Origin of the sequence: Streptomyces africanus (assembly GCF_002150735.1) — a bacterium.
GTDB lineage: Bacteria > Actinomycetota > Actinomycetes > Streptomycetales > Streptomycetaceae > Streptomyces > Streptomyces africanus.
In genome coordinates this window covers 1-24,105 of the sequence record NZ_MUKA01000041.1, presented here as the reverse complement: position 1 = coordinate 24,105, position 24,105 = coordinate 1, and the positions used below count along the sequence as shown (strand labels likewise).

Annotated in this window: 21 protein-coding genes and 1 pseudogene; 12 read left to right on the top strand and 10 right to left on the bottom strand. The window is 70.7% G+C overall.

What is annotated here, in order from left to right:
- Positions 1 to 15 precede the first annotated feature (15 nt).
- Positions 16 to 729: a PAQR family membrane homeostasis protein TrhA gene (gene trhA / locus CCL05_RS06545; protein WP_086559527.1), complete on the bottom strand. Its 714-nt coding sequence runs from the start codon at positions 727 to 729 to the stop codon at positions 16 to 18.
- Between the two features lie 327 nt (positions 730 to 1,056).
- Between trhA and CCL05_RS06540 the strand changes: the two genes are divergently transcribed.
- Complete coding sequence (locus CCL05_RS06540; protein WP_086559526.1) at positions 1,057 to 2,886, top strand: phosphoenolpyruvate carboxykinase (GTP); 1,830 nt, start codon at positions 1,057 to 1,059, stop codon at positions 2,884 to 2,886.
- A gap of 226 nt (positions 2,887 to 3,112) precedes the next feature.
- Here the strand turns inward: CCL05_RS06540 and CCL05_RS06535 are convergent, their stop codons facing one another.
- The 3 genes from CCL05_RS06535 to CCL05_RS06525 form a co-directional block, all read right to left on the bottom strand.
- A complete protein-coding gene (locus CCL05_RS06535; RefSeq protein ID WP_086559525.1) occupies positions 3,113 to 4,312 on the bottom strand; it encodes an MAB_1171c family putative transporter in 1,200 nt (399 codons plus the stop codon).
- Positions 4,302 to 4,820 (bottom strand): hypothetical protein, encoded by a 519-nt coding sequence (locus tag CCL05_RS06530; protein ID WP_086559524.1) that lies wholly within the window; start codon positions 4,818 to 4,820, stop codon positions 4,302 to 4,304. Before CCL05_RS06530 ends, CCL05_RS06535 begins: the two co-directional genes overlap by 11 nt.
- 166 nt (positions 4,821 to 4,986) lie before the next feature.
- Positions 4,987 to 5,526 (bottom strand): hypothetical protein, encoded by a 540-nt coding sequence (locus CCL05_RS06525; protein ID WP_244204194.1) that lies wholly within the window; start codon positions 5,524 to 5,526, stop codon positions 4,987 to 4,989.
- A gap of 221 nt (positions 5,527 to 5,747) precedes the next feature.
- Between CCL05_RS06525 and CCL05_RS06520 the strand changes: the two genes are divergently transcribed.
- Positions 5,748 to 6,533: an AfsR/SARP family transcriptional regulator gene (locus tag CCL05_RS06520; protein WP_086559523.1), complete on the top strand. Its 786-nt coding sequence runs from the start codon at positions 5,748 to 5,750 to the stop codon at positions 6,531 to 6,533.
- Between the two features lie 177 nt (positions 6,534 to 6,710).
- Here the strand turns inward: CCL05_RS06520 and CCL05_RS47125 are convergent.
- Both CCL05_RS47125 and CCL05_RS06510 read right to left on the bottom strand, forming a co-directional pair.
- Positions 6,711 to 7,226: pseudogene (locus CCL05_RS47125) on the bottom strand (DedA family protein); the annotation flags it as partial.
- The gene (locus tag CCL05_RS06510) at positions 7,226 to 7,951 is read right to left on the bottom strand and encodes a class I SAM-dependent methyltransferase (protein ID WP_086559522.1); all 726 of its coding nucleotides are present in this window, start codon (positions 7,949 to 7,951) and stop codon (positions 7,226 to 7,228) included. The pseudogene CCL05_RS47125 and the gene CCL05_RS06510, both read right to left, overlap by 1 nt.
- A gap of 134 nt (positions 7,952 to 8,085) precedes the next feature.
- Here CCL05_RS06510 and CCL05_RS06505 point away from each other — a divergent pair, with 134 nt between their 5' ends.
- The 8 genes from CCL05_RS06505 (at position 8,086) to CCL05_RS06470 (ending at position 17,073) form a co-directional block, all read left to right on the top strand.
- Complete coding sequence (locus tag CCL05_RS06505; protein ID WP_244204193.1) at positions 8,086 to 9,246, top strand: sensor histidine kinase; 1,161 nt, start codon at positions 8,086 to 8,088, stop codon at positions 9,244 to 9,246.
- A 73-nt stretch (positions 9,247 to 9,319) separates the two neighbouring features.
- A complete protein-coding gene (locus CCL05_RS06500) occupies positions 9,320 to 10,027 on the top strand; it encodes a response regulator transcription factor (RefSeq protein ID WP_086559548.1) in 708 nt (235 codons plus the stop codon).
- 215 nt (positions 10,028 to 10,242) lie between these two features.
- Entirely contained in the window at positions 10,243 to 10,635 is a 393-nt protein-coding gene (locus CCL05_RS06495) for a DurN family substrate-assisted peptide maturase (protein WP_086559520.1), read from the top strand.
- The gene (locus CCL05_RS06490) at positions 10,632 to 10,868 is read left to right on the top strand and encodes a cinnamycin family lantibiotic (RefSeq protein WP_208641392.1); all 237 of its coding nucleotides are present in this window, start codon (positions 10,632 to 10,634) and stop codon (positions 10,866 to 10,868) included. Before CCL05_RS06495 ends, CCL05_RS06490 begins: the two co-directional genes overlap by 4 nt.
- Positions 10,869 to 11,020: 152 nt before the next feature.
- The gene (locus tag CCL05_RS06485; RefSeq protein WP_143589819.1) at positions 11,021 to 14,233 is read left to right on the top strand and encodes a type 2 lanthipeptide synthetase LanM family protein; all 3,213 of its coding nucleotides are present in this window, start codon (positions 11,021 to 11,023) and stop codon (positions 14,231 to 14,233) included.
- Positions 14,234 to 14,282: 49 nt separating this feature from the next.
- A complete protein-coding gene (locus CCL05_RS06480; RefSeq protein WP_086559517.1) occupies positions 14,283 to 15,206 on the top strand; it encodes a Nif11-like leader peptide family natural product precursor in 924 nt (307 codons plus the stop codon).
- Complete coding sequence (locus CCL05_RS06475) at positions 15,203 to 16,201, top strand: ABC transporter ATP-binding protein (protein ID WP_086559516.1); 999 nt, start codon at positions 15,203 to 15,205, stop codon at positions 16,199 to 16,201. The genes CCL05_RS06480 and CCL05_RS06475 overlap by 4 nt, the downstream gene beginning before the upstream one ends.
- Positions 16,198 to 17,073 (top strand): ABC transporter permease, encoded by an 876-nt coding sequence (locus CCL05_RS06470; RefSeq protein WP_086559515.1) that lies wholly within the window; start codon positions 16,198 to 16,200, stop codon positions 17,071 to 17,073. The genes CCL05_RS06475 and CCL05_RS06470 overlap by 4 nt, the downstream gene beginning before the upstream one ends.
- Before the next feature lie 118 nt (positions 17,074 to 17,191).
- Here the strand turns inward: CCL05_RS06470 and CCL05_RS06465 are convergent, their stop codons facing one another.
- Together CCL05_RS06465 and CCL05_RS06460 are read right to left on the bottom strand one after the other, a co-directional pair.
- On the bottom strand, positions 17,192 to 17,614 hold the full coding sequence (locus tag CCL05_RS06465; RefSeq protein ID WP_086559514.1) for an SCO4983 family protein: 423 nt from the start codon (positions 17,612 to 17,614) through the stop codon (positions 17,192 to 17,194).
- 113 nt (positions 17,615 to 17,727) lie between these two features.
- Positions 17,728 to 18,939 carry a pyridoxal phosphate-dependent aminotransferase gene (locus tag CCL05_RS06460; RefSeq protein ID WP_086559513.1) on the bottom strand — a complete coding sequence of 404 codons (1,212 nt, stop codon included), beginning with the start codon at positions 18,937 to 18,939 and terminating at the stop codon, positions 17,728 to 17,730.
- Positions 18,940 to 19,065: 126 nt separating this feature from the next.
- Here CCL05_RS06460 and CCL05_RS06455 point away from each other — a divergent pair, with 126 nt between their 5' ends.
- On the top strand, positions 19,066 to 19,788 hold the full coding sequence (locus tag CCL05_RS06455; protein ID WP_086559512.1) for a hypothetical protein: 723 nt from the start codon (positions 19,066 to 19,068) through the stop codon (positions 19,786 to 19,788).
- Positions 19,789 to 20,014: 226 nt separating this feature from the next.
- Positions 20,015 to 20,941 carry a S1 family peptidase gene (locus tag CCL05_RS06450; RefSeq protein WP_086559511.1) on the top strand — a complete coding sequence of 309 codons (927 nt, stop codon included), beginning with the start codon at positions 20,015 to 20,017 and terminating at the stop codon, positions 20,939 to 20,941.
- A gap of 31 nt (positions 20,942 to 20,972) precedes the next feature.
- On the opposite strand, the gene CCL05_RS06445 is transcribed toward CCL05_RS06450, so the two are convergent.
- Together CCL05_RS06445 and CCL05_RS06440 are read right to left on the bottom strand one after the other, a co-directional pair.
- Positions 20,973 to 22,583 (bottom strand): N-acyl-D-amino-acid deacylase family protein, encoded by a 1,611-nt coding sequence (locus CCL05_RS06445; RefSeq protein WP_086559510.1) that lies wholly within the window; start codon positions 22,581 to 22,583, stop codon positions 20,973 to 20,975.
- 13 nt (positions 22,584 to 22,596) lie between these two features.
- Positions 22,597 to 23,874 carry an amino acid deaminase gene (locus tag CCL05_RS06440; protein ID WP_086559509.1) on the bottom strand — a complete coding sequence of 426 codons (1,278 nt, stop codon included), beginning with the start codon at positions 23,872 to 23,874 and terminating at the stop codon, positions 22,597 to 22,599.
- Positions 23,875 to 24,105: the final 231 nt, after the last annotated feature.

Sequence of the window (24,105 nt, the reverse complement as noted above, 5' to 3'; positions counted from 1 at the left end):
CCTTACCCACTGTCACTACCCGTGCTGGTACGCCACCAGCGAGATCCCCACGTAGTGCGCGATGAAGGCCGCCAGGGTGAAGGAGTGGAACACCTCGTGGAAGCCGAACCAGCGCGGTGACGGGTTGGGGCGCTTGATCCCGTAGATCACGCCGCCCGCGCTGTAGAGCACGCCGCCGACGATGACGAGGACGAGGACGGCGATGCCGCCGGTCCGCATGAAGTCCGGCAGGTAGAAGACGGCGGCCCAGCCCATCGCGATGTAGCACGGCGTGTAGAGCCAGCGCGGGGCGCCGACCCAGAAGACGCGGAAGAGGATGCCGGCCGCCGCCGCGGCCCAGATGCCCCACAGCAGCCACTCGCCCTTGGCGCCCGGCAGCAGGAGCATGGCCAGCGGCGTGTAGGTGCCCGCGATGATCAGGAAGATGTTGGCGTGATCCAGTCGGCGCAGAACGCCGTCCATGCGGGGGCTCCAGTCGCCCCGGTGGTACAGCGCGCTCACACCGAACAGCAGGCACGCCGTCAGGGCGAAGATCCCGCAGGCGATGCGCCCTCTGGTCGACTCGGCGAGGGCGGTCAGCACCAGGCCGGCGACGAGAACCGCCGGGAACATACCGAGGTGCAGCCAGCCGCGCAGCTTGGGCTTGACCGGGTGCGGCAGGGAGAGCGCCGTCGGACCGCGGCCGTCGGCCGGCGTGTCCGTAGGCGCGTCGGAGGCGAACGCAGTCATGGCCGAATGGTAGCTACGGAACCGTAAGTGACCTATCAGTCGGGTCGATTGGCCGATGAAGAGTGGCCATCCTCTCACCGTGGCCGAACGATGGTTACGCAAACGGACGGTCAGGTGAACCCAACGTGCATGCAAAGGGTGCGCGAGAAACCGTGGCGATCCTCACGTCGCTCACCTGTGCGCTCCTCTGGACAGATGGGCGCGGGCGTCGGATGATCAAATGAGTGCGGTCGGCACCGGATGAGCGCCAAGTTGCACCGTGAAGCATCCGGGTCGCAGCCCCCACGGGGCCTCCACATCAAAAAAATCCCTCATTTAGGAGCAATCGTGGCGCGCGACATCGCGGCTCCCACCGTCCCCACCACCCATCAGGGCCTGATCTCGTGGGTCAGCGAGATCGCCGAGCTGACCCAGCCGGACAACGTGGTCTGGTGTGACGGATCCGAGGCCGAGTACGAGCGGCTGTGCGAGGAGCTCGTCCAGAAGGGCACCTTCCGGAAACTCGACCCGATCAAGCGCCCGCACTCCTACTACGCGGCCTCCGACCCCACCGACGTCGCCCGCGTGGAGGACCGGACGTTCATCTGCTCCGAGAAGGAGGCGGACGCGGGCCCGACCAACCACTGGAAGGCCCCCGCCGAGATGCGGGAGATCTTCCAGGGCTCCGGGGGGCAGGGCGGCCTGTTCCGCGGCTCGATGCGCGGCCGGACCATGTACGTGGTGCCGTTCTGCATGGGCCCGCTCGGCTCGCCGCTGTCCGCGCTCGGCGTCGAGATCACCGACTCGGCGTACGTCGCCGTCTCCATGCGCACGATGACGCGCATGGGCCAGGCGGTGCTCGACGAGCTCGGCTCCGACGGCTTCTTCGTCAAGGCCGTGCACACCCTGGGCGCCCCGCTGGAGCCCGGCCAGGAGGACGTCCCCTGGCCCTGCAACACGACCAAGTACATCTCGCACTTCCCCGAGGACCGCGAGATCTGGTCCTACGGCTCCGGCTACGGCGGCAACGCCCTGCTCGGCAAGAAGTGCTACGCCCTGCGCATCGCCTCCGTGATGGCGCGTGACGAGGGCTGGCTGGCGGAGCACATGCTGGTCCTCAAGCTCACCCCGCCGCGCGGCGAGTCCAAATACGTGGCGGCGGCCTTCCCGAGCGCCTGCGGCAAGACCAACCTCGCCATGCTGGAGCCGACCATCCCCGGCTGGACGGTCGAGACCATCGGCGACGACATCGCCTGGATGCGCTTCGGCGAGGACGGCCGGCTGTACGCCATCAACCCCGAGGCGGGCTTCTTCGGTGTCGCGCCCGGCACCGGCGAGCACACCAACGCCAACGCGATGAAGACGCTGTGGGGCAACGCGGTCTTCACCAACGTCGCGCTGACGGACGACGGCGACGTCTGGTGGGAGGGCATGACCGAGGAGCCCCCGGCCCACCTCACCGACTGGAAGGGCAACGACTGGACGCCTCAGTCCGAGACCCCGGCCGCCCACCCCAACGCCCGCTTCACCGTCCCCGCCGCCCAGTGCCCGATCATCGCGCCGGAGTGGGAGGACCCCAAGGGCGTGCCGATCTCGGCGATCCTCTTCGGCGGCCGCCGCGCCACCGCCGTACCGCTGGTGACGGAGTCCTTCGACTGGAACCACGGCGTCTTCCTCGGCGCCAACGTGGCCTCCGAGAAGACCGCCGCCGCCGAGGGCAAGGTCGGTGAACTGCGCCGCGACCCCTTCGCGATGCTGCCGTTCTGCGGCTACAACATGGGCGACTACATGGCCCACTGGATCGACGTGGCCAAGGACAAGGACCAGTCCAAGCTGCCGAAGATCTACTACGTCAACTGGTTCCGCAAGGACGACGAGGGCACGTTCGTCTGGCCCGGCTTCGGTGAGAACTCCCGCGTCCTGAAGTGGATCGTGGAGCGCCTGGAGGGCAAGGCGGAGGGCGTCGAGACCCCCATCGGCATCCTGCCGACGAAGGACGCCCTCGACACGAACGGCCTGGAACTGGCCGACTCCGACCTGGACTTCCTGCTCACCGTCGACAAGGAGGTCTGGCGCGAGGAGGCCGCCCTGGTCCCCGAGCACCTCAACACCTTCGGCGAGCACACGCCCAAGGAGCTGTGGGACGAGTACCGCGCGCTGGTGCAGCGCCTGGGCTGAGACAGCCCTCCACCGACGCCGCGGCCGGCTCCGATCGTGCCCTGACCAGCAACATCGTCACGGCCGGCCGCGGTGACAGCACCACAGGAGGCAGGGGTCCGCACAAGGGCGTGCGGGCCCCTGCCGGGCTGGTCGACCACGGCACACCGTTCCGGACGGCTCGCGGCCACGCCCGCCGTTCGCGAACGCCTCGTACGGCACGCGGCTGCTCGACACCGTCCGTACGTCAGGCGCTGGCGCCGTCGCTCCCCCCGGTTCTCCACGACGCGGCCGTCATTGGTTCTGATGGGGCGGTCAGACGGACGCGGGCGAGAGGGTGGTCGTACGCGGCGGCGAGCTGCAGGAGGAACGCTTTCTCCTGGCCGAGGTTGTCGATGGCAGGACCCGTGATCTCGTAGGGCTGGGGCAGTTCCGGGTTGCCCGCGATCCGGGACCGGCAGGACTCGCGGACGAGGCAGGCCAGGACGGTCGCCTCGGTGAGTGATTCGGGTAGCCGGGCCGCGGCGACGTGAGAGCGCGCGGCCTGCGCGGTCGTGGTGTCGATGTGGCGGCGCAGGACAAGAAGCGCGTTTCGTATCTCGATCAGCTTCCGGTACATCAGGAAGCGCCGGGGAAGGCCCGGCCACAGCACCTCGCGAAGGCGGGATCGGGGGCTGTTCAGCGCGGCCTCGGGAACCGCGTCGATGAGGCCGCGCCACAGAGGCCACAGACGCCAGATCGTCCTGGCGTCGACCACGCTGCGGTGCGCGGCCGCGACCATGGGGACGAGGACGGCCATGGCGGCCAGCAGGCATTGCAACGGCGGTAAGAAGGGGATGACCGGAACGGCGGAGTGCGCGGGGACGAAGACCAGCACGGCACCGATCGCCCAATACGGCAGGGCGATCGCGGCCCCCAGGCCCAGCAGGCCCAGTGCCGAGGTGAGGGGGGCCGGGCCGCTGCGACCGTATCGCCAGCACATGGCAAGGCAGCGTGCGTTGGCGACGAGATGGATGAAGATCAGCAGCAGGACCACCAGTCCCTGAGCGGGCCCGGCCGACGAGTTGTCAGCCGGGTGGCCGGCCGCCGCGGGCGCCAGCTGGAGGGCCGCCACGGTGACCCCAAGCGCTCCGCATGTCCAGGGGAGAAGACGGCGTGTCCCCGCCACCGCGTCGGCCAGGTACAGGACGGCTGCGGCGGAGGCCACACCGGCCACGTCCCGGGTCAGCACGGCGGTGGCCCGGGAAGCGTGACTCTGCGCGAGGAGACGCTCGGTCCCGGGCAGGCAGAACGTCATGGCCAGTGCCGCCCCCACGGCCGCGCACCACACCCCGCGCTGGGAGGGGTGGCGCAGGGCTGACGGCAACCGGGCCAGTACGGCCACCCACAGGCAGACGGCCGCCACGGCCGCCACGCGGTCGTCCACCGGCACGAGTTCAGCGCGCATGCGTGCCGTCCATGCCAAAGGCGGCCTGCAGTCGTTCGACGGCGTTCCGCGGGCTCCTGCCGCCGGGGTCGGCGGCGCTGACACGGATGACACTGGCGAGCGTCTCCGCTTCCCGTTCCTGGCGGGTGGTGTAGTTGGTCCGGGCCAGGAGCCGGTGGATCAGCCCGGGGTCGAGGTCGGGGACCAGCGCCGCCGGGCCGGCGACGGCCGGATCGCTGGTGTGGTGGGTCAGGAGCATGTGCCCGATCTCATGCAGGATGATGTGCTCCTGGTGCGGACGGACCGTCCGCTGTTCGTAGAAGATGTGGTCACCGGCGGCCGTCTCCAGCCACAGGCCGCAAGCGCCTGCTCTGGCGGCCTGCTTGGGCAGTGGGTGCAAGTGGACGGGCCTGCCACGTTGCGCGGCCAGCTGGTGGCAGAACTTCTCCGCCGAGAACGGGTCGGGCAGGCTGAGCCGGTTCAGTATGGCCAGGCATCGCCGATGCAGGGCGGCGTCTGTGCGAGGCATGTCGATGGGATCGACCCTTTCCGCTGCCCCTGGATCCGGGGGGCCCGGGGGCAGGCGTCACGTCGCTGTGTCGGATGGCGGACGCGCCCGAGGAATCAGTCCGTGGCCGGGGACCGGCGGTGTGCCGTCCGCTCACTTGTGCGGGGGGCGGGAGGCCGGGGTGGTGTCACGAGCCCGTCTCCGTCGGCCGGGGGTCAGGCTCGGAGGTTTCCTGGGGTTCGTGCGGTGACGCGGTGGTCACCGTTGCGTCGGTATCGACCGGGGACAGGCGCTCCACTTTGCGGGCTTCGTTCACCATGACCAGGAGGGCGTCCAGCGTGCCCGGTGACAGACCATCGGCGCGTAGCGCGAGGTTGCGCACCTTGGCGTCGCGCAACGCGGTGACGAGGGCGAGTTGAGTGCCCACCCGCCCGGCGACCTCGTCGTTGAGGAAGTACTCCGGGGGCACCCCGAAGAACTTGGCCAGGATGCCGAGTTGGTCGATGGTCACGTTGCGCTTCCTGGCCGTGGCCAGTTCCCACAAGTACGTCCCCGAGATGGAGCCGCCCGTCTGCTCGCGGATCTCCTGGGCGAGGCGCGCGTAGCCGGGCCGCTTGCGCTCGTCCGGGTAGTGGGCCTCGATGAGCGTGCGCAGGCGCGCGCCGAAGACGCCCGCGGGGCCCTCGTCCGGGCCGTCGGGGTACGCCTTCAGTTCTTCGTCGCTCATGACACGTCCCAGCCTGCGTCATGGACCCACCCGCTCGCGCGTCCGCTATCTCGGACGTGCCGCGCGTATTTCGCCATGACCACTTCAATATCGTTGTGTGATTGAAGTGGTAACTGTAGGCTCGCCTATCGTCTTCGTCCACAATAGCGGACGAAGTCGGATCACAGTCTCGGGCCGTGTCGGGCCTCGGTGTGTGGCCCGCGAACCAAGGTGGAGTCTTCATGGGCTGCGAAGTGTCCTTCCGCGTGCTGGGTACGCTCGACGTGGCGGTCAAGGGCAGACCCGTCAGGATGCCGACCGGCAAGCAACGCGTACTGCTCGCGTCCCTGCTGGTCGACGCGAACGAGGCGGTGCCCGTGGAGAGTCTGGTCGACAGGTTGTGGGGATCCTGCCTTCCGTCCCAGCCGCGCTCGGCACTGCACACGCTGCTCACCCGATTACGGCAGACGCTGGACGCGGACGGCTACAGCCTGTCGGAGACGGTGCACACCTCCGCCAGCGGCTACTCCCTGCAGGTGTGTCCCGACCAGCTCGACCTCCTCAGGTTCCGGGAACTGCTCGCCGTGAGCCGCCGGCTCGCCGATGCAGGGGACCTGGAAGCGGAGCGCGGCGTCCTGGCCGACGCCTTGGCACTGTGGCGGGGCACGCCGCTGTCCGACGTGCACTCCGACGCCCTGAACCGGGACGTCGTCCCCGCCCTCACAGAGCAATGGATACGCGCGATCGAGCGGTACCACGACGTGTGTCTGCGGCTCGGTCGGCACGAGGAGATCATCGGTGAACTGCGGATCCTGACCGCTCGGCACCCGTTCCACGAGCGGCTCTGGCACCAGCTCATGCTGGCCCTCCACCGCTGTGGACGGCGAGGCGAGGCGCTGGAGGTCTACGCCCATGTCAGCGGCTTCTTCCGGGAGCAGATGGGGATCGACCCCGGGAGCGAGCTGCGCGGTCTTCAGCTCGCCATTCTGCGCGCCGACGCCACGCCTGCCTCCGTCGCCCCGGGCTGACCGGCCCGGCCCTGCCACCCGGTGTGCCGTCCGCGTCGCAGGCCGGCGGATGTCGAGCCGGCGCACGACGAGAGCGCCGAGTCCGGCGGCCGAGACGACTCCCGCCGCAGCCATCGCGAACATGCCAGGGGCAGCCGCGAACCGCTGGTAGGAGGAGCCGGCGAGATATCCCGCCCCGGACTCGGCACCGGCCCACACCAGACCCCCGATCAGGCTGTAGGGGGCGAGGCTGCGGTAACGCAGGCCGGAGGCACCGGCGACATGTGGGGCAAATGTGCGCATGACAGGGATGAAGCGGCAGGCCAGGAGTGCCGGGCCGCCCCACCGCCGTACGACCGGCCAGGTCCTGTCCCAGGCACCCGCCGGCACCCGCCGGCCCAGCCGGGACTGCCGCACCCCGTCGCCGAGGCGGCGCCCGGTGCGGTGGGCGAGCAGATCGCCGGTGACCACGCCGGCGGCGGCGCAGCCCATGACCAGCGGCAGATTCAGTACTCCCGCGTGGGCGAGGAAGCCCGCGCAGAGCATCAGGCTCAGCGTGGGCACGAACGCGCCGACCACGAGCACGGACTCGAGAACCACCAGGCACAGGACGACGCCGTACGTGGTGAACGGCCCGAGGCCCACCAGGAGTTCCGCCGGACCCGGCAGACCTGGCGGTGCCTCGGCCGACGCCGCCCCCGCCACGGTGGTCATCACGCCACTGCCTCCGTACGACCGAGCGGGCCGGGAGCGCGCAGGTGCCTGACCCGGGCGGGCGGCAGGTTGCGCAGCACGAGGCTGTCACCGACGCCGTACCGGGCGGTGAAACCGTCCAGCACGGCGGCCACCGCCCTGTGCCGGGCCGCCTCGGCGCGGTCGGCGACCAGGGCGCGCGTCGCCTCGGTGCCGAGGTACGCGAAGTACGTCAGGTGACCGCCGGGTTCCAGGACGGAGAAGTAGCGTTCGAGGACCGTACGGACCATGTCCGGTGCGAAGTTGGTGAAGGGCAGGCAGGAGACGATCACGTCGTAGCGGCGGCCGAGCCGGGCCTCCGTGATGGATTCGGCGATGATCCGGATCCGGTCGGATGCGGCCGACAGGGCGGGGTCGGTGCGCAGTGCGCCGTGCAGCACGTCCACGAACCGCGGGTTGACCTCCACCACGTCCAGGCGGTCGGCCGGCCCCAGACGGCTCGCGAGCATCCGGGTCACCGGCCCCGTGCCCGCGCCGACCTCCAGCACGGACACCGGGCCGCCGAGCTCCGCGCGGGCCAGGGCCAGCGGGGCCGCCAGCCGGGTGGCCAGTGGTCCGCTGCTCGGCGCGACCGCGCCGGTGGTGCGGAACGTGCGGGCGGCCTCGCGCAGAAAGGTCAGCCGTCCGGATCGGTACGGGAGTCCGAGGCCCGTAGTGGGCTTGTGGGGAGCATGCGTCAGGTCCATGGCTGTGACGCTATGAAGCGGCGGACGTCGTTCCATCGGTCGCGCGGCTACGACGAGCACCGACGAAAGTAGGGGGTCGAGGCCGCCTGATGGCCGCACCCGGGCCACCCGCCCGCCGCCTATGCTCGTGCGTTGTGGAGGCGAACACGGTTCCAGGGAAGCGGAGTTGGCGTTGGTGGGCCGAGGCGGTGCTCGTCGCGGTGGTGGGCGTGCTGTCGGTGCAGGAGGCGTACATCGGCGCCGGAGGCACGGTGCGCAGCCCGGCCGCGGCCCTGTCCGTCGCGGCCAGCCTGGCGCTCCCGCTGCGCGGCCGGTGGCCGCGGGCGGTCGCGGCCTCCAGCGTGGTCGTCGCCGCCGCCTTCGGCACCGTGTGGCCGCTGCTGGTCGTCCTGTTCCACCTGGCCCAGCGGGGGCGGGGTGGTGTGGGGGCCCTGTGCGCGGTCGCGGCCATGGCGGCCAGCCTGGTGATCCAGCCGGCGCACAGCCTGTGGGCCCCGCGCACCTATGGGCCGCTGCTGCTGCCCGCGGTGGTGCTCGTGCTCGGGCTGTGGGCGGGTAGCCGCCGGCGGCTGGTCATCTCGCTCGACGAGCAGGTCCGGCAACTGCGGGTCGAACGCGAACTGCGCGCCGAGCAGGCGCGGCTGGGGGAGCGGACGAGGATCGCCGCCGAGATGCACGATGTGCTCGCGCATCGCCTGACCGTCCTGGCCCTGCACGCCGGTGCCCTCCAGCGCCGGGCCGAGGAACTGCCGGAGCCGGTCGCCGAGCGTGTCGGGTTGCTGCGCCGCACCTCAACCGAGGCGCTGGCGGACCTGCGTGACGTGCTGGGTGCCCTGCGCATGACGGACACCGAGGAGGCCCGGCCGAACGGGGCCGGGCTCGAGGACCTGCCCGCCCTGCTGGACGAGGCGCGGAGTGCGGGGCAGCGCGTCGAGGCGGCAATCGACGGTGAGGCGGGCGCCGTGTCCACCAGCCACCGGCTCGCGGTCCACCGTGTCGTGCAGGAGGCGCTGACCAACGCCCGCAAGCACGCGCCCGGTGCCCTCGTCGAAGTCGCGGTGCGCTACGGGCCGCCGAAGTCGACGGTCGTGGTGCGCAACCGGCCCGGGGCCCCGTCCGGCGGGTCACCGGTGGCCAGCGGTTTCGGGCTGGTCGGGCTGACCGAGCGGATCACCTCCCTGGGCGGCACCCTGGAATTCGGGCCGTCGGGCGCGGGCGGCTGGCAGGTGACCGCGGAGATACCGATGGGCGCGGGACCTTCCCATGCCGACCCCTCCCACGCAGGTGCCGCATGAGGCAGGGCAGTGAAGACGCTCCGCGGGGCCGGGGCGCGGACGAGGCGGGAACCGAGTGGACAGGGACGACACGATGAACGGCACGGCGAGCACCGGGAACACCGGGAACACCGAGAACGCGGACGGGGCGTTACGGGTTCTGATCGTGGACGACGACCACCTGGTCAGACTTGCCCTCGCCGACATCCTCGACCAGGACCCGGACGTCACGGTGGTGGCCCAGGCCGGCGACGGAGCGGAAGCGGTCGAACTCACGCGGGCGAGGCGGCCGGACGTCGTCCTGATGGACATCCGCATGCCGGGCGTGGACGGCATCACCGCCACCCGGCGGCTGCGCGCGCTGTCCGAGCCGCCCCAGGTGGTCGTCCTGACCACCTTCGACCTCGACCAGTACGTCTATGACGCGCTGGCCGCCGGGGCCTCCGGATTCCTGCTGAAGGACACCGATCCGGGTGAGATCGTCCGCGCGGTACGGATCGTGGCGGACGGTCAGGCCATGCTGCATCCCGCCGCGGCCCGTCGCCTCATCGACCGCTACCACGAGTCCACCCGCCATGCTCCGGACCATGCCCGGGCCCGCATCGACAGACTGACCCCCCGCGAGAAGGAGGTCCTGGCCCTCCTCGCCGACGGGGCCTCCAACGCGGAGATCGCCGCCGGGCTCGGGATGCGCGAGAGCACGGTGAAGGCGCACGTCAGTCGCATCCTGTCGGCCCTGGAGGTGGGTAACCGGGTGCAGGCCGCACTCTGCGCCCGTAGCGCGGGCATCGGCGGTAGCTGAGCGTGTGACCGCCGCGACCGTCACGTGCAAGTGGTCTGCAAGCGGCGTGGAAGCGTTCTGTGGGTCCGCCGTCAGTCCGCTGTGACTCGACTGCAATGCGGCTGCAACCGGGCTGCAATTCGTGTGCAACTCGTCTGTACTCGGCGTGGAAGTGCTCTGCAAGCAGCTCTCCGTACTGTCGATTCCACCGGGAACCGATTGGATGGGATGAGCCCATGAAGCACGCGGAAGAACCGACGATCTACCTGGATGTCGACGCGATTCGGCGCATTCAGATGTTGATGGTTCTGTGCTCACTGCTGCCGCCCGACGGCAAGCTTCGGGAAGTGCTGGATCTCGCGCTGGCGCTTCACGAGGAGCCCGTGCTCGCCAAAGTTCAGCCCATCACCGACCTGCATCCGTTCGCCACCAAGGAATGGCTCGAATCCCTTTGGCTGGATGAAGGTCTGCCCGCGAAACAGCGGGAGTTGGTCGCCTGGCAGAACAACAGCGAGAACATGGGACCGGCCCTCGCGGAGCTGAAGAACGTGGAAAAGCAGCTCGGTATCGGGCTGGTTCCCCAGATGCACGACCTGTTGTCCCCCCATTCACAGGAGGAAGCATCATGACCGCAACGCTGCTCCAGCAGGCTGTCGTCGACGGCGAGTTCCGCGCTGCGCTGCTCGAGGACCCGGCGGCCTTCGGCGTGTCCGTCGACGCGCTGCCCGCCCCGGTCGAGCAGATCGACCAGGAGTCCCTGGACTTCTGGACCGAGGGCATCGCCAACGTCGAGGTCTACGCCTGCGTGCAGAGCTGCAGCTTCGGCCCGATCACCGCCGTCTGCGACGGCAACACCAAGTAACGGGTGCGGTGACCGGTCGCCTCCCCGGAAGCCCGGGCGGCCGGTCACCGACCACTCCATCGTGCGGTGCCCCGGCTGTGCCGGGGCACCGCACCACTTGACCGGCCGTACGCCGGGACGTCAGGACGGCCATCCCCCTAGGAGTGCTGACCGTGCCACAGATCAATCCGCTCGAACTCGCCGTACGTGCGGCCAACCTCTCCGAGCGCGTCCAGACCATGACCAGGCTCGGTCGCCCGAACACCGCGGCACCGTCCCTGGACGCCTTCGACACCTGGCGGATCGACAGACTGGCGACCCGGCTGGCCGACAAGTTTCAGCAGAAGTCGCTGCACCGGTCCCGGCCGCCGCAGTACGACAGGGCGGGTCTCGTGCACGTCCTGACCTCCTACCGGGCCTTCGAACGCGGCTTCGCCGAGTCCACCGCCGACGATGAGACCCGGCGTTTCCTCACCGACATTCACAGCGCCTGGCTGCCGACCTACCGAGAGGCCTTGGAGGGTTTCGAGGGGAACCCGGCCATCTCGTACGACGGCCGACTCACCACGGCCTGCGAGCCGTTCCTTCGCCATCTGAGCCGCACTCTGAACGCAGTACGCAACGAAATCGGCGCGGCCTGCCGAGTCAGGCTCGACAGGCAATTGGTGGACGATTTCCGGAACCACTTGCTCGACCGATTCGAACTGTGTCTGGCCTGGGCGGTGGAAGCCGACGCCAACGTCCATTGCCAGCAGTCCGGAATAGACCGGGAAACGGCGACGCGGGAAGAGTATCTGGCGTATCTCGAAGCGACGTTCGCGCAATCCTCCGCATACCACGCCTTCTATCTGAAGTTCCCGGTGCTCGGCCGCTGGCTGGCCCATGTCACCGCTCTGCTGAGCGCATTCGGTACGGAATTCCTGCGGAACCTGGCGGCCGACGCGGCCGATATCTCCGGTTCGCTCTTCGGACAGGACATCGCGGAGTTCCGCTCGGTGCGGCTCGGGAACTCGGACGCGCACGCCGGAGCGCGCACCGTGGCCAGGGTGGCCGTGAGGCTGGCCGACGGCAGCGAAGGGGCGTTCTACTACAAGCCGCGCTGCGTCAGGTCGGAGGCGGCGATGCAACTGCTGCTCGGCCGGCTCGCGGCGGACGACGTGGTCGGCTTCCGGCCCCGTCCGGTGCTGGCCCGGGAGGGTTACGGCTACGAGGCCGAGATACCGTCCGGGCGCAACCACGTCGACTCGCCGGCACAGGTGGCCGCCGTCTACCGGGAACTCGGCGGCTACCTCGCGCTCTTCTACGTCCTCGGCGGCGGGGACCTGCACTTCGAGAACATCATCGTCGCCGACGGGCACGCCTACGTCTGCGACGGCGAGACTGTCCTGGGAGTGATCCCCGAAGGGCGCGGCAGAGCGCAGGGCACCATGCTCGACTCGGTCTTCAAGACCGGGCTCCTGGAGTGGCCTCGCGACGCCGATCCCGCGGCGGACGCGGCCGGGCGGATGAAGGTCAGCGGATACGCGGGCGGGGAGGGATACAGCGTCCCCGTGCCCGTTCCCCGGATCAACAACCGGGAGACAGGGTTCCGGATGTCCGTGCGTCACACCGAGGGCGTCAGGGTGGACCCCGGCGCATCGAACCGCATCTTCCTCGACGGCGAACTGGTGCGCCCGGAGGACCACTCCGAACGGATCATGGAGGGCTTCCACCGCGTCTACGACTGGTTCACACGCCACCCTGACTCCGCCATCGGCCTGCTGCGCGAGGCATTCCGCGGAGCCGAGGCGCGCTTCATCAACTGGGGTACCCAGATCTACGCGCAGCTGCTGGTCTCAGCCCGGCACCCCAAGTGCCTCGCCGAGCCCCTCGAAGTCGACCTCCTGGCCAACACCATCCGGACGTTCCCGCGTACCTGGGACGCGGACGGTGTCCTGGCCGAGCGCGAGGTGGAATCCCTGTGGCGGATGGACGTTCCCCTGTTCAGCGCCCCGGCCGACGGCACCCACCTCGTGCACGAGCACTCGGTGGAGCTCGCGTCACCGCTGGAGGTGTCCCCGCTCGACTACGCGGCCGAGCGGATCCGGCTGCTCAACGAACGCAACCGGGACCAGCAGAGCCACTACATCGCGGCAGGTCTGGCCACCGGCGAAGTGGCGAGCCCCGCCTTCCGGTCGACCGCCCTGGACTACGCGACCCGGATCGGCAAGCGGCTGTGCGACGAACTCGCCGACTCACGGTCGGCCGCGCCCTGGACCTCCTACCGGCTGGCCGGCGGAGAACTGGAGCGGGTGGACATCGAGGCCGACCTGTACCAGGGCTCGGCGGGCGTCGCCCTCTTCCTGGCGTACCTCAACGAACTCGTCCCGCGTCCGGAGTTCCGCAACGCGGCCGAACGCGCCCTCGAACACGTCCTGCGGGCCTGGGACCGCACCCGGCTCGGCGCCTACTCAGGACTCGGCGGCACCGTCTACCTGCTGACCCACCTGTCGCACCTGTGGAACGACGACCGGCTCCTCGACGAGGCGGCCCTGCTCGCCGACCGCGTGCCCCGGTACGTCCACGGCGACCGCCACTTCGATGTCCTGCACGGCGCGGCGGGCCTCATCCCCGTCCTGCTGGGTCTCGCCGGCCACCGCGACGGCCGCATGCTGGACCACGCCCACCGGTGCGCCCGGCACCTGCTGGAGCACGCCAACAGAGACGAGGACAACAACCTGAGTTGGCCGCCCTTCGGCGGGCCGGAGGAAGCCGTGGCCGATCTCACCGGCTTCTCCCACGGCGCCGGCGGAATCGGCTGGGCCCTCATCCAACTCGGCCGGCACACGGGCCATGAGGAGTACGTCGACGCTGGTCGCCGGGCCTTCGCCTACGAGTCCCGCCACTTCGACCCGGACGAACAGGACTGGTACGACCTGCGGACCGGGCGGGGCGGTGTCGCCCGCGGTGACCGCCACTTCGCCAACGCCTGGTGCAACGGCGCGGCGGGCATCGGGCTGAGCCGGATCTCGTCCTGGGCCACGCTGGGCAAGGACGACGAGACGTTGCTGCGCGAGTCGTACCAGGCCCTGTCCGCCACCATGCGCAACTTCCCCCGGCTGAAGAACCACACGCTGTGCCACGGCACCTCGGGAAACGCGGAACTCTTCCTCCGCTTCGCCCTGCTGCGGGACGAACCGGCGTTCCGCCTGGAGGCCAACGTCCAGGTGCAGTCACTGTGGCGGAACTTCGATGACGCCGAGAACGGCGCGGCGGAGAACAGCGCCAACTTCTTCCCGGGGCTGCTCATCGGGATCTCCGGGTTCGGCATGCACTTCCTGCGCCTGGCCGCACCCCACCGCGTGCCTTCCGTCCTCCTGCTCGACCCGCCGCCGGCCCGCACGTAACCCCTCCCTCCACCCTTCACGTCCCACCCGGTTAGGAGCCCGTACGACCATGACCGTCACCTCCTGCCAGACCTTCCTGAGCGACGCACAGGACTCCGCCGAACTCGGCACCCAGCTCAAGGCCGCCACCGGCATCAGCGAGATCGTGCTGCTCGGCCGCCGTCACGGATACGACTTCACCGCCGAGGAACTCATGCGGGGTTCCTCCGAGTTCACTCCCCGCGGGCCGGCTGCCGCCCCGTCCGCGGGCGACCAGGTTCCCGGGGCCCGGTCCACGGCGTTCTACCACCACGAGTACTCTCTCGACGACCTGCCGGGATTCGACCAGGTGGCCAGGGAACTGCCCCACCTGAAGGTCATGCCGCCCTCCGTCGATCTGAGCCGCTTCCACGCGGAGTTCCGCGAGGAGGATCTGCGGTCCACGTCGTCATCGCCCGACGACCCCGCCTACCTCGACTGGCACGACAGGATGGCCCGCGTCAACTGGCGGGACAGCGCGGACTCGCCCCGGCGTGACTTCCATCTCGTCAACCTCGACGAGCATGTGGACCACCCGGGATACGAGAACTACTTCGCGGCGAAGACCAGGGTGGTGACCACCCTGGAGAGGCTCTTCGGCACGGAGGTGCGCTTCTCGGGATCCATGTGGTACCCACCGTCCAGCTACCGGCTGTGGCACACCAACGAGAACCAGCCGGGCTGGCGGATGTACCTGGTGGACGTGGACGAACCCTACGCAGACCCCGGCCGCACCTCGTTCTTCCGCTATCTGCACCCCACGACGCGGCAGATCGTGACCCTGCGGGAACGTCCCCGCATCGTCCGCTTCTTCAAGGCGGAGCAGGACCCCGACCGACTGTTCTGGCACTGCATCGTCAACCCCACCGAGCGGCACCGCTGGAGTTTCGGCTTCGTCGTACCCGAGGACTGGGCGGAACGGCTGGGACTGTCCGCCCGGCAGGCGACACGATGACCGGGCCCGGCGCAGGCACCCCGGACGCGGTCGGTCCGCCGGCGATACGCGCGGCGGGAGTGCACAAGTCGTACGGCGACGTGGAGGCGGTCCGGGGCATCGACCTGACCGTCGCGCAGGGGGAGACGTTCGGTTTCCTCGGCCCCAACGGGGCGGGCAAGACCAGCACGATCGCGATGCTGTGCACCCTGGCCCGGCCCACGGCCGGAACGATCGAGATCGCCGGGCACGACACCCGCACGGACCCGGACCGAGTCCGCCGCGAGATCGGCCTGATCTTCCAGCAGACCACGCTGGACCCGGACCTGACGGCCGCCGAGAACCTGCGCTTCCACGCCGACCTCTACGCCCTGCCGCGCACCACGCTGCGCTCGCGCCTCGACTCCGTCCTGGACCTCGTCGGGCTGGCCGACCGCCGGGACGACTTCGTACGGACCTTCTCCGGCGGCATGCAGCGCAGGCTGGAGATCGCCCGCGGACTGATGCACCGTCCCCGCCTGCTGTTCCTGGACGAGCCGACCGTCGGACTCGACCCGCACAGCCGCGCGCAGGTCTGGGCCCACCTGGCCGAACTGCGCCGACGCGAGGCGACCACCCTCTTCCTCACCACGCACTACCTCGAAGAGGCCGAACAGTGCGATCGCATCGCCATCATCGACGCGGGCCGGATCGTCGCGCAGGGCACGCCCGAGGAACTCAAGTCCGTCATCGGGGCGGACCACGTCGAACTGAGGACGGAGGACAACGCGGCAGTGGCCACCGTACTGCGTGAGAAGTTCGGGCTGGAACCGGCCGCCGACGGCGACGCGCTGCGCGTCCGGACCAAGGACGGCGCCAAACTGGTCCCGGTGCTGTGCGCGGGTCTGGACGTGCCGGTGTACGAGGTCACCGTGACCCGGCCGAGCCTGGACGATGTGTTCCTCCACCACACCGGCCGCGGCCTGGACGCCGAAGCCCTCGGCGCCGGCCCGGTCACCGTAGGAGCCCGGTCATGACGACGCCCACGACCGTACGCCCGCCCGAGCACGACGCCGGGCACCCCACCGGGCCCGGCACGGGACGCCTGGCCGCCGAGTGGCGCGCCGGCCGCATGGTCTGGCGTCGCGAGATGATCCACTTCTTCCGCGACCGGACCCGGGTGGCGGTGTCGCTCCTGCAGCCCCTGGTGTTCCTCTACATTCTGGGGGTCGGCCTGTCCCGGCTGCTGGCCGAAGGGTCCTCCGACGACTACCTGCTCTTCCTGTTCCCCGGCGTCCTCGTGATGGCGGCCCAGGCTCCGGCGATTTCCGTCGGGGCGTCCATCGTCTGGGATCGGCAGAGCGGATTCCTGCGCGAGATGCTCGTGGCCCCGGTGCGGCGCAGCACGCTGCTGATCGGAAAGTGCGTGGGCGGCGCCACCGTCGCGACCTGTCAGGGCGCCGTCGTGCTGGCCAGCGCCGGGCTGATCGGAGTGCCGTACCGGCCGGACCTGTTCGCGGCACTCCTGGCCGAACTGCTGCTCGCGGCCCTGGCCATGACCCTCATGGGCGCGGTCGTCGCGGTCTCCATCCGCCGGCTGCAGACGTTCAACACCGTGCTGACCGTCCTCATCACACCGATGATCTTCCTGTCGGGACTGATGTTCCCGGTGAGTTCGATGCCGGCCTGGATGGCGGCGCTCACCTTGCTCAACCCGTTGACCTACGCCGTCGACATCATGCGGCGTACGGTCCTCGCCTTCCAGCCCGGCCATTCCTCCCAGCCGCTGTTCGACTCGGTCACGTGGGCGGGCTGGGACGTCCCCTCCCTGGTCGCCGTCATCGTGGTCGCGGCCTTCTGCGCGGTGACGCTGACGGTGGCGGTCCGCCGATTCTCCCGTACGGACTGACGTCGCTGCCGGGAAGGCCGCGGGTGCCCGCCGGTCGAGTCGGCACGTATGGCGCCCGGTCCGCGCGTCGCTGCGGGTGCGCGCGGACCGGGGCCGTCCAAGGGAGCCCCGTGGGGGCTCAGCGGGACGCGAGTTCGCGCGGCTCCAGAGCCGCGGCGTGCGCGTCCATCCGCTCGGCGGACAGGATGGCGGCCGCCGTGTCGGCGCGCGAGGCGGCGACGACCAGCGCGCGGCCCGCCAGCGCGTGAGCCCGCCGGTGCAGGGCTGTCGCGCTGCGCTCGCGCCGGGCGCCGCTCATCGGCGCGCGGACCGGCGTACGCCCTCCCCGCAGCCGGCCCACCTGCTCCGCGAGCCGCTCCGCCGCGGTGTCCAGGTCGGTCGAGGTCTGCGTCGCTCGCAGCTCGTCCGTGACGGCGAGCAGGGCGGCGAGATGGCCCGCGAGCTGGATGTCCAGCTCTTCCTCGCGGGAGCGGTGGGGAAAGTCGGGGGCGGGGCCGTCCACCGTGCTGTGGACCGACTTGGTGCGGATCGGTTCGTACATGGGAGGGCCCTCCTGTGTGCTTACAGGAAGCCATCCTAGCTTAGATTTCGTCTAAAGTTGAGTTGTTGGCAATTCCGGACCGGCCGCACACGTACGGTGAGCGAGACGCGCGCTCAGGCCTGGCTGTAGCCGTCCAGGAAGTGCCCGATCCGGCCCACCGCGTCCCGCAGGTCGCCGACCGTCGGCAGGGTGACCACCCGGAAGTGGTCCGGTTCCGGCCAGTTGAAGCCCGTGCCCTGAACGACCATGATCTTCTCGCGCCGGAGCAGGTCCAGGACCATCCGCCGGTCGTCCTTGATCTTGAAGACCTTGGGGTCGAGGCGCGGGAAGAGATACAGCGCCCCCTTCGGCTTCACGCAGGTCACGCCCGGGATCTGGGTCAGCAGCTCGTAGGCGACGTCCCGCTGCTCGCGCAGCCGGCCGCCCGGCAGCACCAGGTCGTTGATCGTCTGGCGTCCGCTGAGCGCCGCGACGACGCCGTGCTGTCCCGGCATGTTCGCGCACAGCCGCATGTTCGCCAGGATCGTCAGGCCCTCGATGTAGGAGTCGGCGTGCGCGCGGGGCCCGGAGATCGACATCCAGCCCACCCGGTAGCCGGCCACCCGGTACGCCTTCGACATGCCGTTGAAGGTGAGGGTCAGCAGGTCGGGGGCGACGGCGGCGGTCGGGGTGTGTGTGGCGCCGTCGTAGAGGATCTTGTCGTAGATCTCGTCCGAGCAGACCAGCAGGTTGTGGCGGCGGGCGATGTCGGTGAGCCCCTTGATCATCGCCTCGTCGTAGACGGCCCCGGTCGGGTTGTTGGGGTTGATGATCACGAGCGCCTTGGTGCGGTCGGTGACCTTGCGCTCGACGTCGGCCAGGTCCGGCATCCAGTCGGCCTGCTCGTCGCACCGGTAGTGCACGGCGGTGCCGCCGGACAGGGAGACGGCGGCGGTCCACAGCGGATAGTCCGGGGCGGGCACGAGCACCTCGTCCCCGTCGTCCAGCAGGCCCTGCATCGCCATCACGATCAGCTCGGAGACGCCGTTGCCGATGAAGACGTGCTCGACGTCCGTCTCGATGCCGAGGGTCTGGTTGTGCATCACGACCGCGCGGCGGGCGGCCAGCAGGCCCTTGGCGTCTCCGTACCCGTGCGCCGAGGACACGTTCCGGAGGACGTCCTCCAGGATCTCGGGCGGACACTCGAAGCCGAACGCGGCCGGGTTGCCGGTGTTCAGCTTGAGGATGCGGTGACCGGCGGCTTCCAGCCGCATCGCCTCCTCGAGCACCGGGCCCCGGATCTCGTAACAGACGTTGGCGAGCTTGGTCGACTGGATCACCTGCATGTCTGGGAGCTTACGGCGCGGTAATGCGCCACGGGTCGTGTTTTCCGCCACGTGAGACGCGGCGCTTTGGGTGGATATCGCCGGCGCGCTGTCCCACCAGCACCTCGGTGCCTAGAATGCGCCGCCATGTCCAGGCCATCCGAGTACGCCGACGGAGCGACGGGCGGCGCCTCCCAGGTGCCGCCGAACGTGTACCTGCCGCAGGCCGACCCGCCACCGGCCTACGACGCGTACGCCGATCCGGCGGCGGCGCACGGCTGGCAGGACGCGTACGTCCCCGCGGACGGACAGGACGCCGCACGCGGCACCGGCGAAACGCCGGACCTGGGCGACACGCGCGAGCTGCCGCCGGTGCCGGGGCCGGTGCACGGCCGTGCCGGTGCGGGCCGCCACTCGCGCCGGAGGCGAGCGCCGTGGCGTGCCCGCGCGGCGGTCGCCGTCGGAGCCGTGGGTGCCGTGTCGGCGGCCGCGCTGATAGCCGGTCTCGGTTTCCCGGACGCGCCCTCCGGCGGGACACGTGAGGGCGGCGGCGGCCGGACGGGTCCGACCGCGGCGGGAAAGCCGCCGACGGTGCCGTCGACCGGTACCGGCCGGACACCGACCCCCGTGACCCCCCTCGTCGGCCGGCCGGCGAACAGTGACGAGCCGGCCGGGCCGGCGTCCGCGAGCCCGTCCACGGAGGCGAGCCCCGCCCCGTCCGAGTCCGGGCCGGACGCCCCGAGTCCCTCGGCCGGCACGCCCTCGGCCGGCATCCCGACGACCTCGGCTCCCGCCGTCACCGCCACGCCCCCCGGCCGAACCGAGGCAAAGCCCGGACACGGCCCCGGCGGCACGAAGGGGCCCAAGTAGGCCGGCACACCCCGTCCACGTCAGGGACGGACGCCGCGCGGCGGCATCAAGGACCCCAAGTGCTCCGCCCGCAAGGGCCGTTGCGTAGGGTCAGGCCGGACGGGCAGGTTCCGCGCCCGGAACAACTCCTTGCCCCACCCGCCTTGCGACGATCACAATGCGCATGACAACAGTGCGGGCGGCCGGAAGATTTCCGGCCGCCTCCGTCGCAAGAGGGGACCCCCCAATGAGAAAACCTCTCGCAGCCGCGTTCTGCGCCCTGGCGATAGCCGGGGCCGGCGCGGCTCCCGCGACCGCTGCCGATGCCGCCCCCACGGGCGTCGGCAAGGCCGCGGACACGGGCGCGGTCACGTCCGCCGTCTCGGACGTGGTCACGTCCGCGGCTCAGACCGTGTCCGGCATCACCAACCCGGCGCCCAAGGGCGTGAACTTCGCCGGCACGGTCGCGCTCAGCAACTGCTCCGGCTCCGTCGTGCGCATGCCGGACTCCGAGGCCGACGACCCGGCGCTGGTGATGACCAACGGACACTGCCTGGAGTCCGGTTTCCCCGGCCCCGGCGAGGTCCAGGTCGACAAGGCGTCCAGCCGCACCTTCAGCCTGCTCAACGCCTCCGGCTCGCGCGTGGCGACCCTGCGCGCCGCCAAGCTCGCGTACGCCACGATGACCGACACGGACGTCGCGTTCTACCAACTCACCACCAGTTACGGGCAGATCAAGAGCTCGTACGGCATCAGCCCGCTGACGCTGAACGACACGCACCCGGTCGCCGGCACGGCCATCAGTATCCCCTCCGGCTACTGGAAGCGCGTCTACAGCTGCGACATCGACGGGTTCGCGCCCACCCTGAAGGAGGGCGACTGGACCTGGAAGGACTCGGTCCGTTACACCTCCGCCTGCAACACCATCGGCGGCACCTCCGGCTCGCCCGTCGTCGACCAGGCCAGCGGCAAGGTCGTCGCCATCAACAACACCGGCAACGAGGACGGCGAGCGCTGCACGGTGAACAACCCCTGTGAGGTCGACGCGAGCGGCAACGTGACCGTGCGCAAGGGCATCAACTACGCCCAGGAGACCTACCAGATCCCGTCCTGCTTCGGCATCGACAACAAGCTCGACCTGAGCGCGAGCGGCTGCACCCTGCCCAAGCCGTAAGGCGAGGGCGGGTGGTCCCCGGGTCGGGCGGTCACGCGGGAGTCCTGCGGACCGTCCGGCCCGCCAGGGCGTCCGTGCGACGCCCGTCCTCGATCACGAACCGCCCGTCGACCAGCACGTACGGGATGCCCGTCGGGAGCACGCGCGGCTCGGCGAAGCTCGATCCCGCCGCGACCGTCGCCGGGTCGAAGAGCACCAGGTCGGCGACGTACCCCTCGCGCACCAGGCCCCGGTCCGGCAGCCGGAGCCGGGCCGCCGGGCGCGAGGTGAGGTGCGCGACGCACTCCTCCAGCGACAGCACCCCCAACTCCCGCACGTAGTGCCCGAGGTAGTGCGGGAACGTGCCGTACGCGCGCGGGTGCGGCTTGGCGCCCTGGAGGATGCCGTCCGAGCCGCCGGTGTGCACCCGGTGGCGCATGATCGCCCGGACGTTCTCCTCGTGGCCGACGTGCTGGAGGATCGTCGGCGCGAGCCGGTCGGCCAGCAGCAGCCCGCGTGCGGTCACCCAGGGGGCCTCGCCGCGCCGGTCCGCCGACTCCTGGACCGTCCGGCCGACGAAATCGGCCAGGGCCGGGTCGCCCACGCCCGAGATCTCGATCGTGTCCCACTCGATGGGCACGCCGTGGCAGCCGTCCGAGCCGGTGACCTCCAGGTCGTGGCGGATCCGCTCGGCCGTCTCCTCGTCCGCCAGCCGCCTGATGACCTGCTCGGGGCCGCCCTCGCTCGCCCAGCTCGGCAGCATGGCCGCCAGCGTCGTACAGCCCGGTGTGTAGGGGTAGGTGTCGAGGCTGATGTCGGCCCCGGCCGCCAGCGCCTCGTCCAGCAGGGCCAGCAGCTCGGGCGCCCGGCCCTTGTTCACGCCGAAGTTCATGGTGGCGTGGGCGAGATGCAGGGGGCAGCCCGCCTCCCGGGTCAGCGCCACCATCTCCCGGTACGCCTCCAGGGCGCCCGCGCCGTAGGAGCGGTGGTGCGGGCAGTAGTAGCCGCCGTACGACGCCACCACCCGGCACAGCTCGGTCAGTTCGGCGTCCTTGGCGTACATGCCGGGCGTGTACGTCAGCCCCGACGACATGCCGACGGCGCCCTGCTCCATGCCCTCGGCGACCAACTGCCGCATCCGGTCCAGCTCCTGGGGCGTGGCCTCCCGGTCCTCCCAGCCGACGGCGAGCGCGCGGACCGTGCCCTGGGGAATGAGGTAGGCCGCGTTGACGGCGATGCCGCGGTCGAGCCGGTCCAGGTACTCGCCCACCGTCCGCCAGTCGAAGTCGATGTCGTCACCGGGGCCGTTCCACCCGGCGATCGCCTGCCGCACATCGCCGAGCGTGCGGTCGTCGACCGGCGCGTACGACAGCCCGTCCTGGCCGATGACCTCCAGCGTGACGCCCTGCGCGGCCTTGGCGCTGTGGTCGGGGTCGCGCAGCAGGGCCAGGTCGCTGTGGGCGTGCATGTCGACGAAGCCGGGGGAGAGGACGAGTCCCTCGGCGTCCAGCTCCCGGCGTGCCTTCGGCCGCTGGCAGCCGGCCGCGGCGGCCTCCTTGACGATGGACACGATCCGGCCGCCGTCGACCACCACATCGGCACGGTAGGAGTCCGCGCCGGAGCCGTCGACGACGTCCGCGTCCCGGATGACGAGCTCTTCCATCGCTTCCGGCCTCCTAGAAGAACGTACGGATGTAGTCGACGACCGTGCCGTCCGCCTCGGCGACCGGGATCAGCGGCCACTTGTCGAACGACGTGCACGGATGGGACAGCCCCAGACCGACCCAGTCGCCCACCTCGAGGTCCGCCTCCGGCGTGGTGCTCAGCCAGGCGTGCTGGTCCGACAGGGCCGTCACCGACACGCCGGTCGCCGGGCGCTCGGCGCCGTCCCGGCGGATCACCTGCGCGAAGGGCAGATCGAGGTCGTAGGCCGCGTCCCGCTTGCCCGCGTTGACGAAGGCCTGCTCGGCCGTCGGCCGCGACACCACCTGCGTCCACAGCCGGAACGCGGGCTCCAGGGCGCCCTCCTCGGGCACCCGGTTGAACGGGGTCAGCTTGCGGTAGTGGCCGTCGTCGTGCGAGACATAGGCGCCCGAGCGCAGCAACTTCAGCACCGGCCGGGAGAGTTCGGGGATCTCCGCGAAGACATCGGCGACCGCGTCGAACCAGGCGCTGCCGCCCGCGCTGACGACGATCTCGTCCGCGTCCGTGAAACGCCCCGCCTTGTCGAAGTCGGCGGCGAGCGCGACCAGCCGCCGCAGCCACGCCGTCACCCGCTCCGGGTCCGCCTTCGGCACCTCGCCCTCGTAGCCCGCGACGCCGACGAGCCGCAGGGACCGCGTGCCCGCCACCGCGTCCGCGACCGCGGCGCACTCCGCCTCCGTCCGCACCCCCGTACGGGCCCCTTCCCCGGCCGCGAGTTCGACGACGACGTCCAGCGGGCGCCGGGCACCGCCCAGCGCGGCGTCCATCAGCTCCACTCCGCGCACCGAGTCGACGTAACAGACGAAGCGGAACTCCGGGTCGGCGTCGAGCCCGGCGGAGACCCAGCGCAGGGCCGCCGCGTCGACCAGCTCGTTCGCCAGGAACACGCGCCGGGTCCCGAACGCGCGCGCCACCCGCACCTGATGTGGCACCGCCAGCGTGATGCCCCACGCCCCGTGCTCGATCTGCCGCTGGAACAGCTGCGGCGCCATGGAGGTCTTGCCGTGCGGCGCGAAGGCCAGGCCGTGCCGGTCCGCGTAGGTCTCCATGAGCCTCAGATTGTGCTCCAGACGCTCGGCGGACAGCGCGAGCACGGGCGTGGCGAAGCCGCCGGTGAACAGGTTCCGGCGCTGGGCGGCCAGCTCGCCCACGGTCAGGCCGTCGGCGTCCGGCGGGAGGCCCTTGAACCGGTGGTCGACGCGCTCGGCGGCGAGCCGGGCGAGGGACCCGGCGGCGGAATCGGCTGTCATGGAGCCTCCCTGATCAGCGGCGTTGCACAGACTGCAACTTTCATTGCGTATATCGCTCAACGCTGTCTAACATCTCGGCCACCGCCGGTCAATGGAACCGCCACCGGCCGACCCGACCAGGAGCTACGAGCATCGTGACCCCCACCGGACCCCGCACCGCCCCCGGCGTCGTGGACGTCGTCGCGCTCGGCGAGTCCATGGTCACGTTCCTGCCGTCCCGGCCGGGACGGC

What these genes read in the sequence shown, in the direction of transcription:
- trhA (WP_086559527.1), bottom strand. Translation starts at nt 729, where the DNA reads ATGACTGCGTTCGCCTCCGACGCGCCTACGGACACGCCGGCCGACGGC.
- CCL05_RS06535 (WP_086559525.1), bottom strand. Translation starts at nt 4,312, where the DNA reads ATGCGCGCTGAACTCGTGCCGGTGGACGACCGCGTGGCGGCCGTGGCG.
- CCL05_RS06530 (WP_086559524.1), bottom strand. Translation starts at nt 4,820, where the DNA reads ATGCCTCGCACAGACGCCGCCCTGCATCGGCGATGCCTGGCCATACTG.
- CCL05_RS06525 (WP_244204194.1), bottom strand. Translation starts at nt 5,526, where the DNA reads ATGAGCGACGAAGAACTGAAGGCGTACCCCGACGGCCCGGACGAGGGC.
- CCL05_RS06520 (WP_086559523.1), top strand. Translation starts at nt 5,748, where the DNA reads ATGGGCTGCGAAGTGTCCTTCCGCGTGCTGGGTACGCTCGACGTGGCG.
- CCL05_RS06510 (WP_086559522.1), bottom strand. Translation starts at nt 7,951, where the DNA reads ATGGACCTGACGCATGCTCCCCACAAGCCCACTACGGGCCTCGGACTC.
- CCL05_RS06500 (WP_086559548.1), top strand. Translation starts at nt 9,320, where the DNA reads ATGAACGGCACGGCGAGCACCGGGAACACCGGGAACACCGAGAACGCG.
- CCL05_RS06495 (WP_086559520.1), top strand. Translation starts at nt 10,243, where the DNA reads ATGAAGCACGCGGAAGAACCGACGATCTACCTGGATGTCGACGCGATT.
- CCL05_RS06490 (WP_208641392.1), top strand. Translation starts at nt 10,632, where the DNA reads ATGACCGCAACGCTGCTCCAGCAGGCTGTCGTCGACGGCGAGTTCCGC.
- CCL05_RS06480 (WP_086559517.1), top strand. Translation starts at nt 14,283, where the DNA reads ATGACCGTCACCTCCTGCCAGACCTTCCTGAGCGACGCACAGGACTCC.
- CCL05_RS06475 (WP_086559516.1), top strand. Translation starts at nt 15,203, where the DNA reads ATGACCGGGCCCGGCGCAGGCACCCCGGACGCGGTCGGTCCGCCGGCG.
- CCL05_RS06470 (WP_086559515.1), top strand. Translation starts at nt 16,198, where the DNA reads ATGACGACGCCCACGACCGTACGCCCGCCCGAGCACGACGCCGGGCAC.
- CCL05_RS06465 (WP_086559514.1), bottom strand. Translation starts at nt 17,614, where the DNA reads ATGTACGAACCGATCCGCACCAAGTCGGTCCACAGCACGGTGGACGGC.
- CCL05_RS06460 (WP_086559513.1), bottom strand. Translation starts at nt 18,939, where the DNA reads ATGCAGGTGATCCAGTCGACCAAGCTCGCCAACGTCTGTTACGAGATC.
- CCL05_RS06455 (WP_086559512.1), top strand. Translation starts at nt 19,066, where the DNA reads ATGTCCAGGCCATCCGAGTACGCCGACGGAGCGACGGGCGGCGCCTCC.
- CCL05_RS06450 (WP_086559511.1), top strand. Translation starts at nt 20,015, where the DNA reads ATGAGAAAACCTCTCGCAGCCGCGTTCTGCGCCCTGGCGATAGCCGGG.
- CCL05_RS06445 (WP_086559510.1), bottom strand. Translation starts at nt 22,583, where the DNA reads ATGGAAGAGCTCGTCATCCGGGACGCGGACGTCGTCGACGGCTCCGGC.
- CCL05_RS06440 (WP_086559509.1), bottom strand. Translation starts at nt 23,874, where the DNA reads ATGACAGCCGATTCCGCCGCCGGGTCCCTCGCCCGGCTCGCCGCCGAG.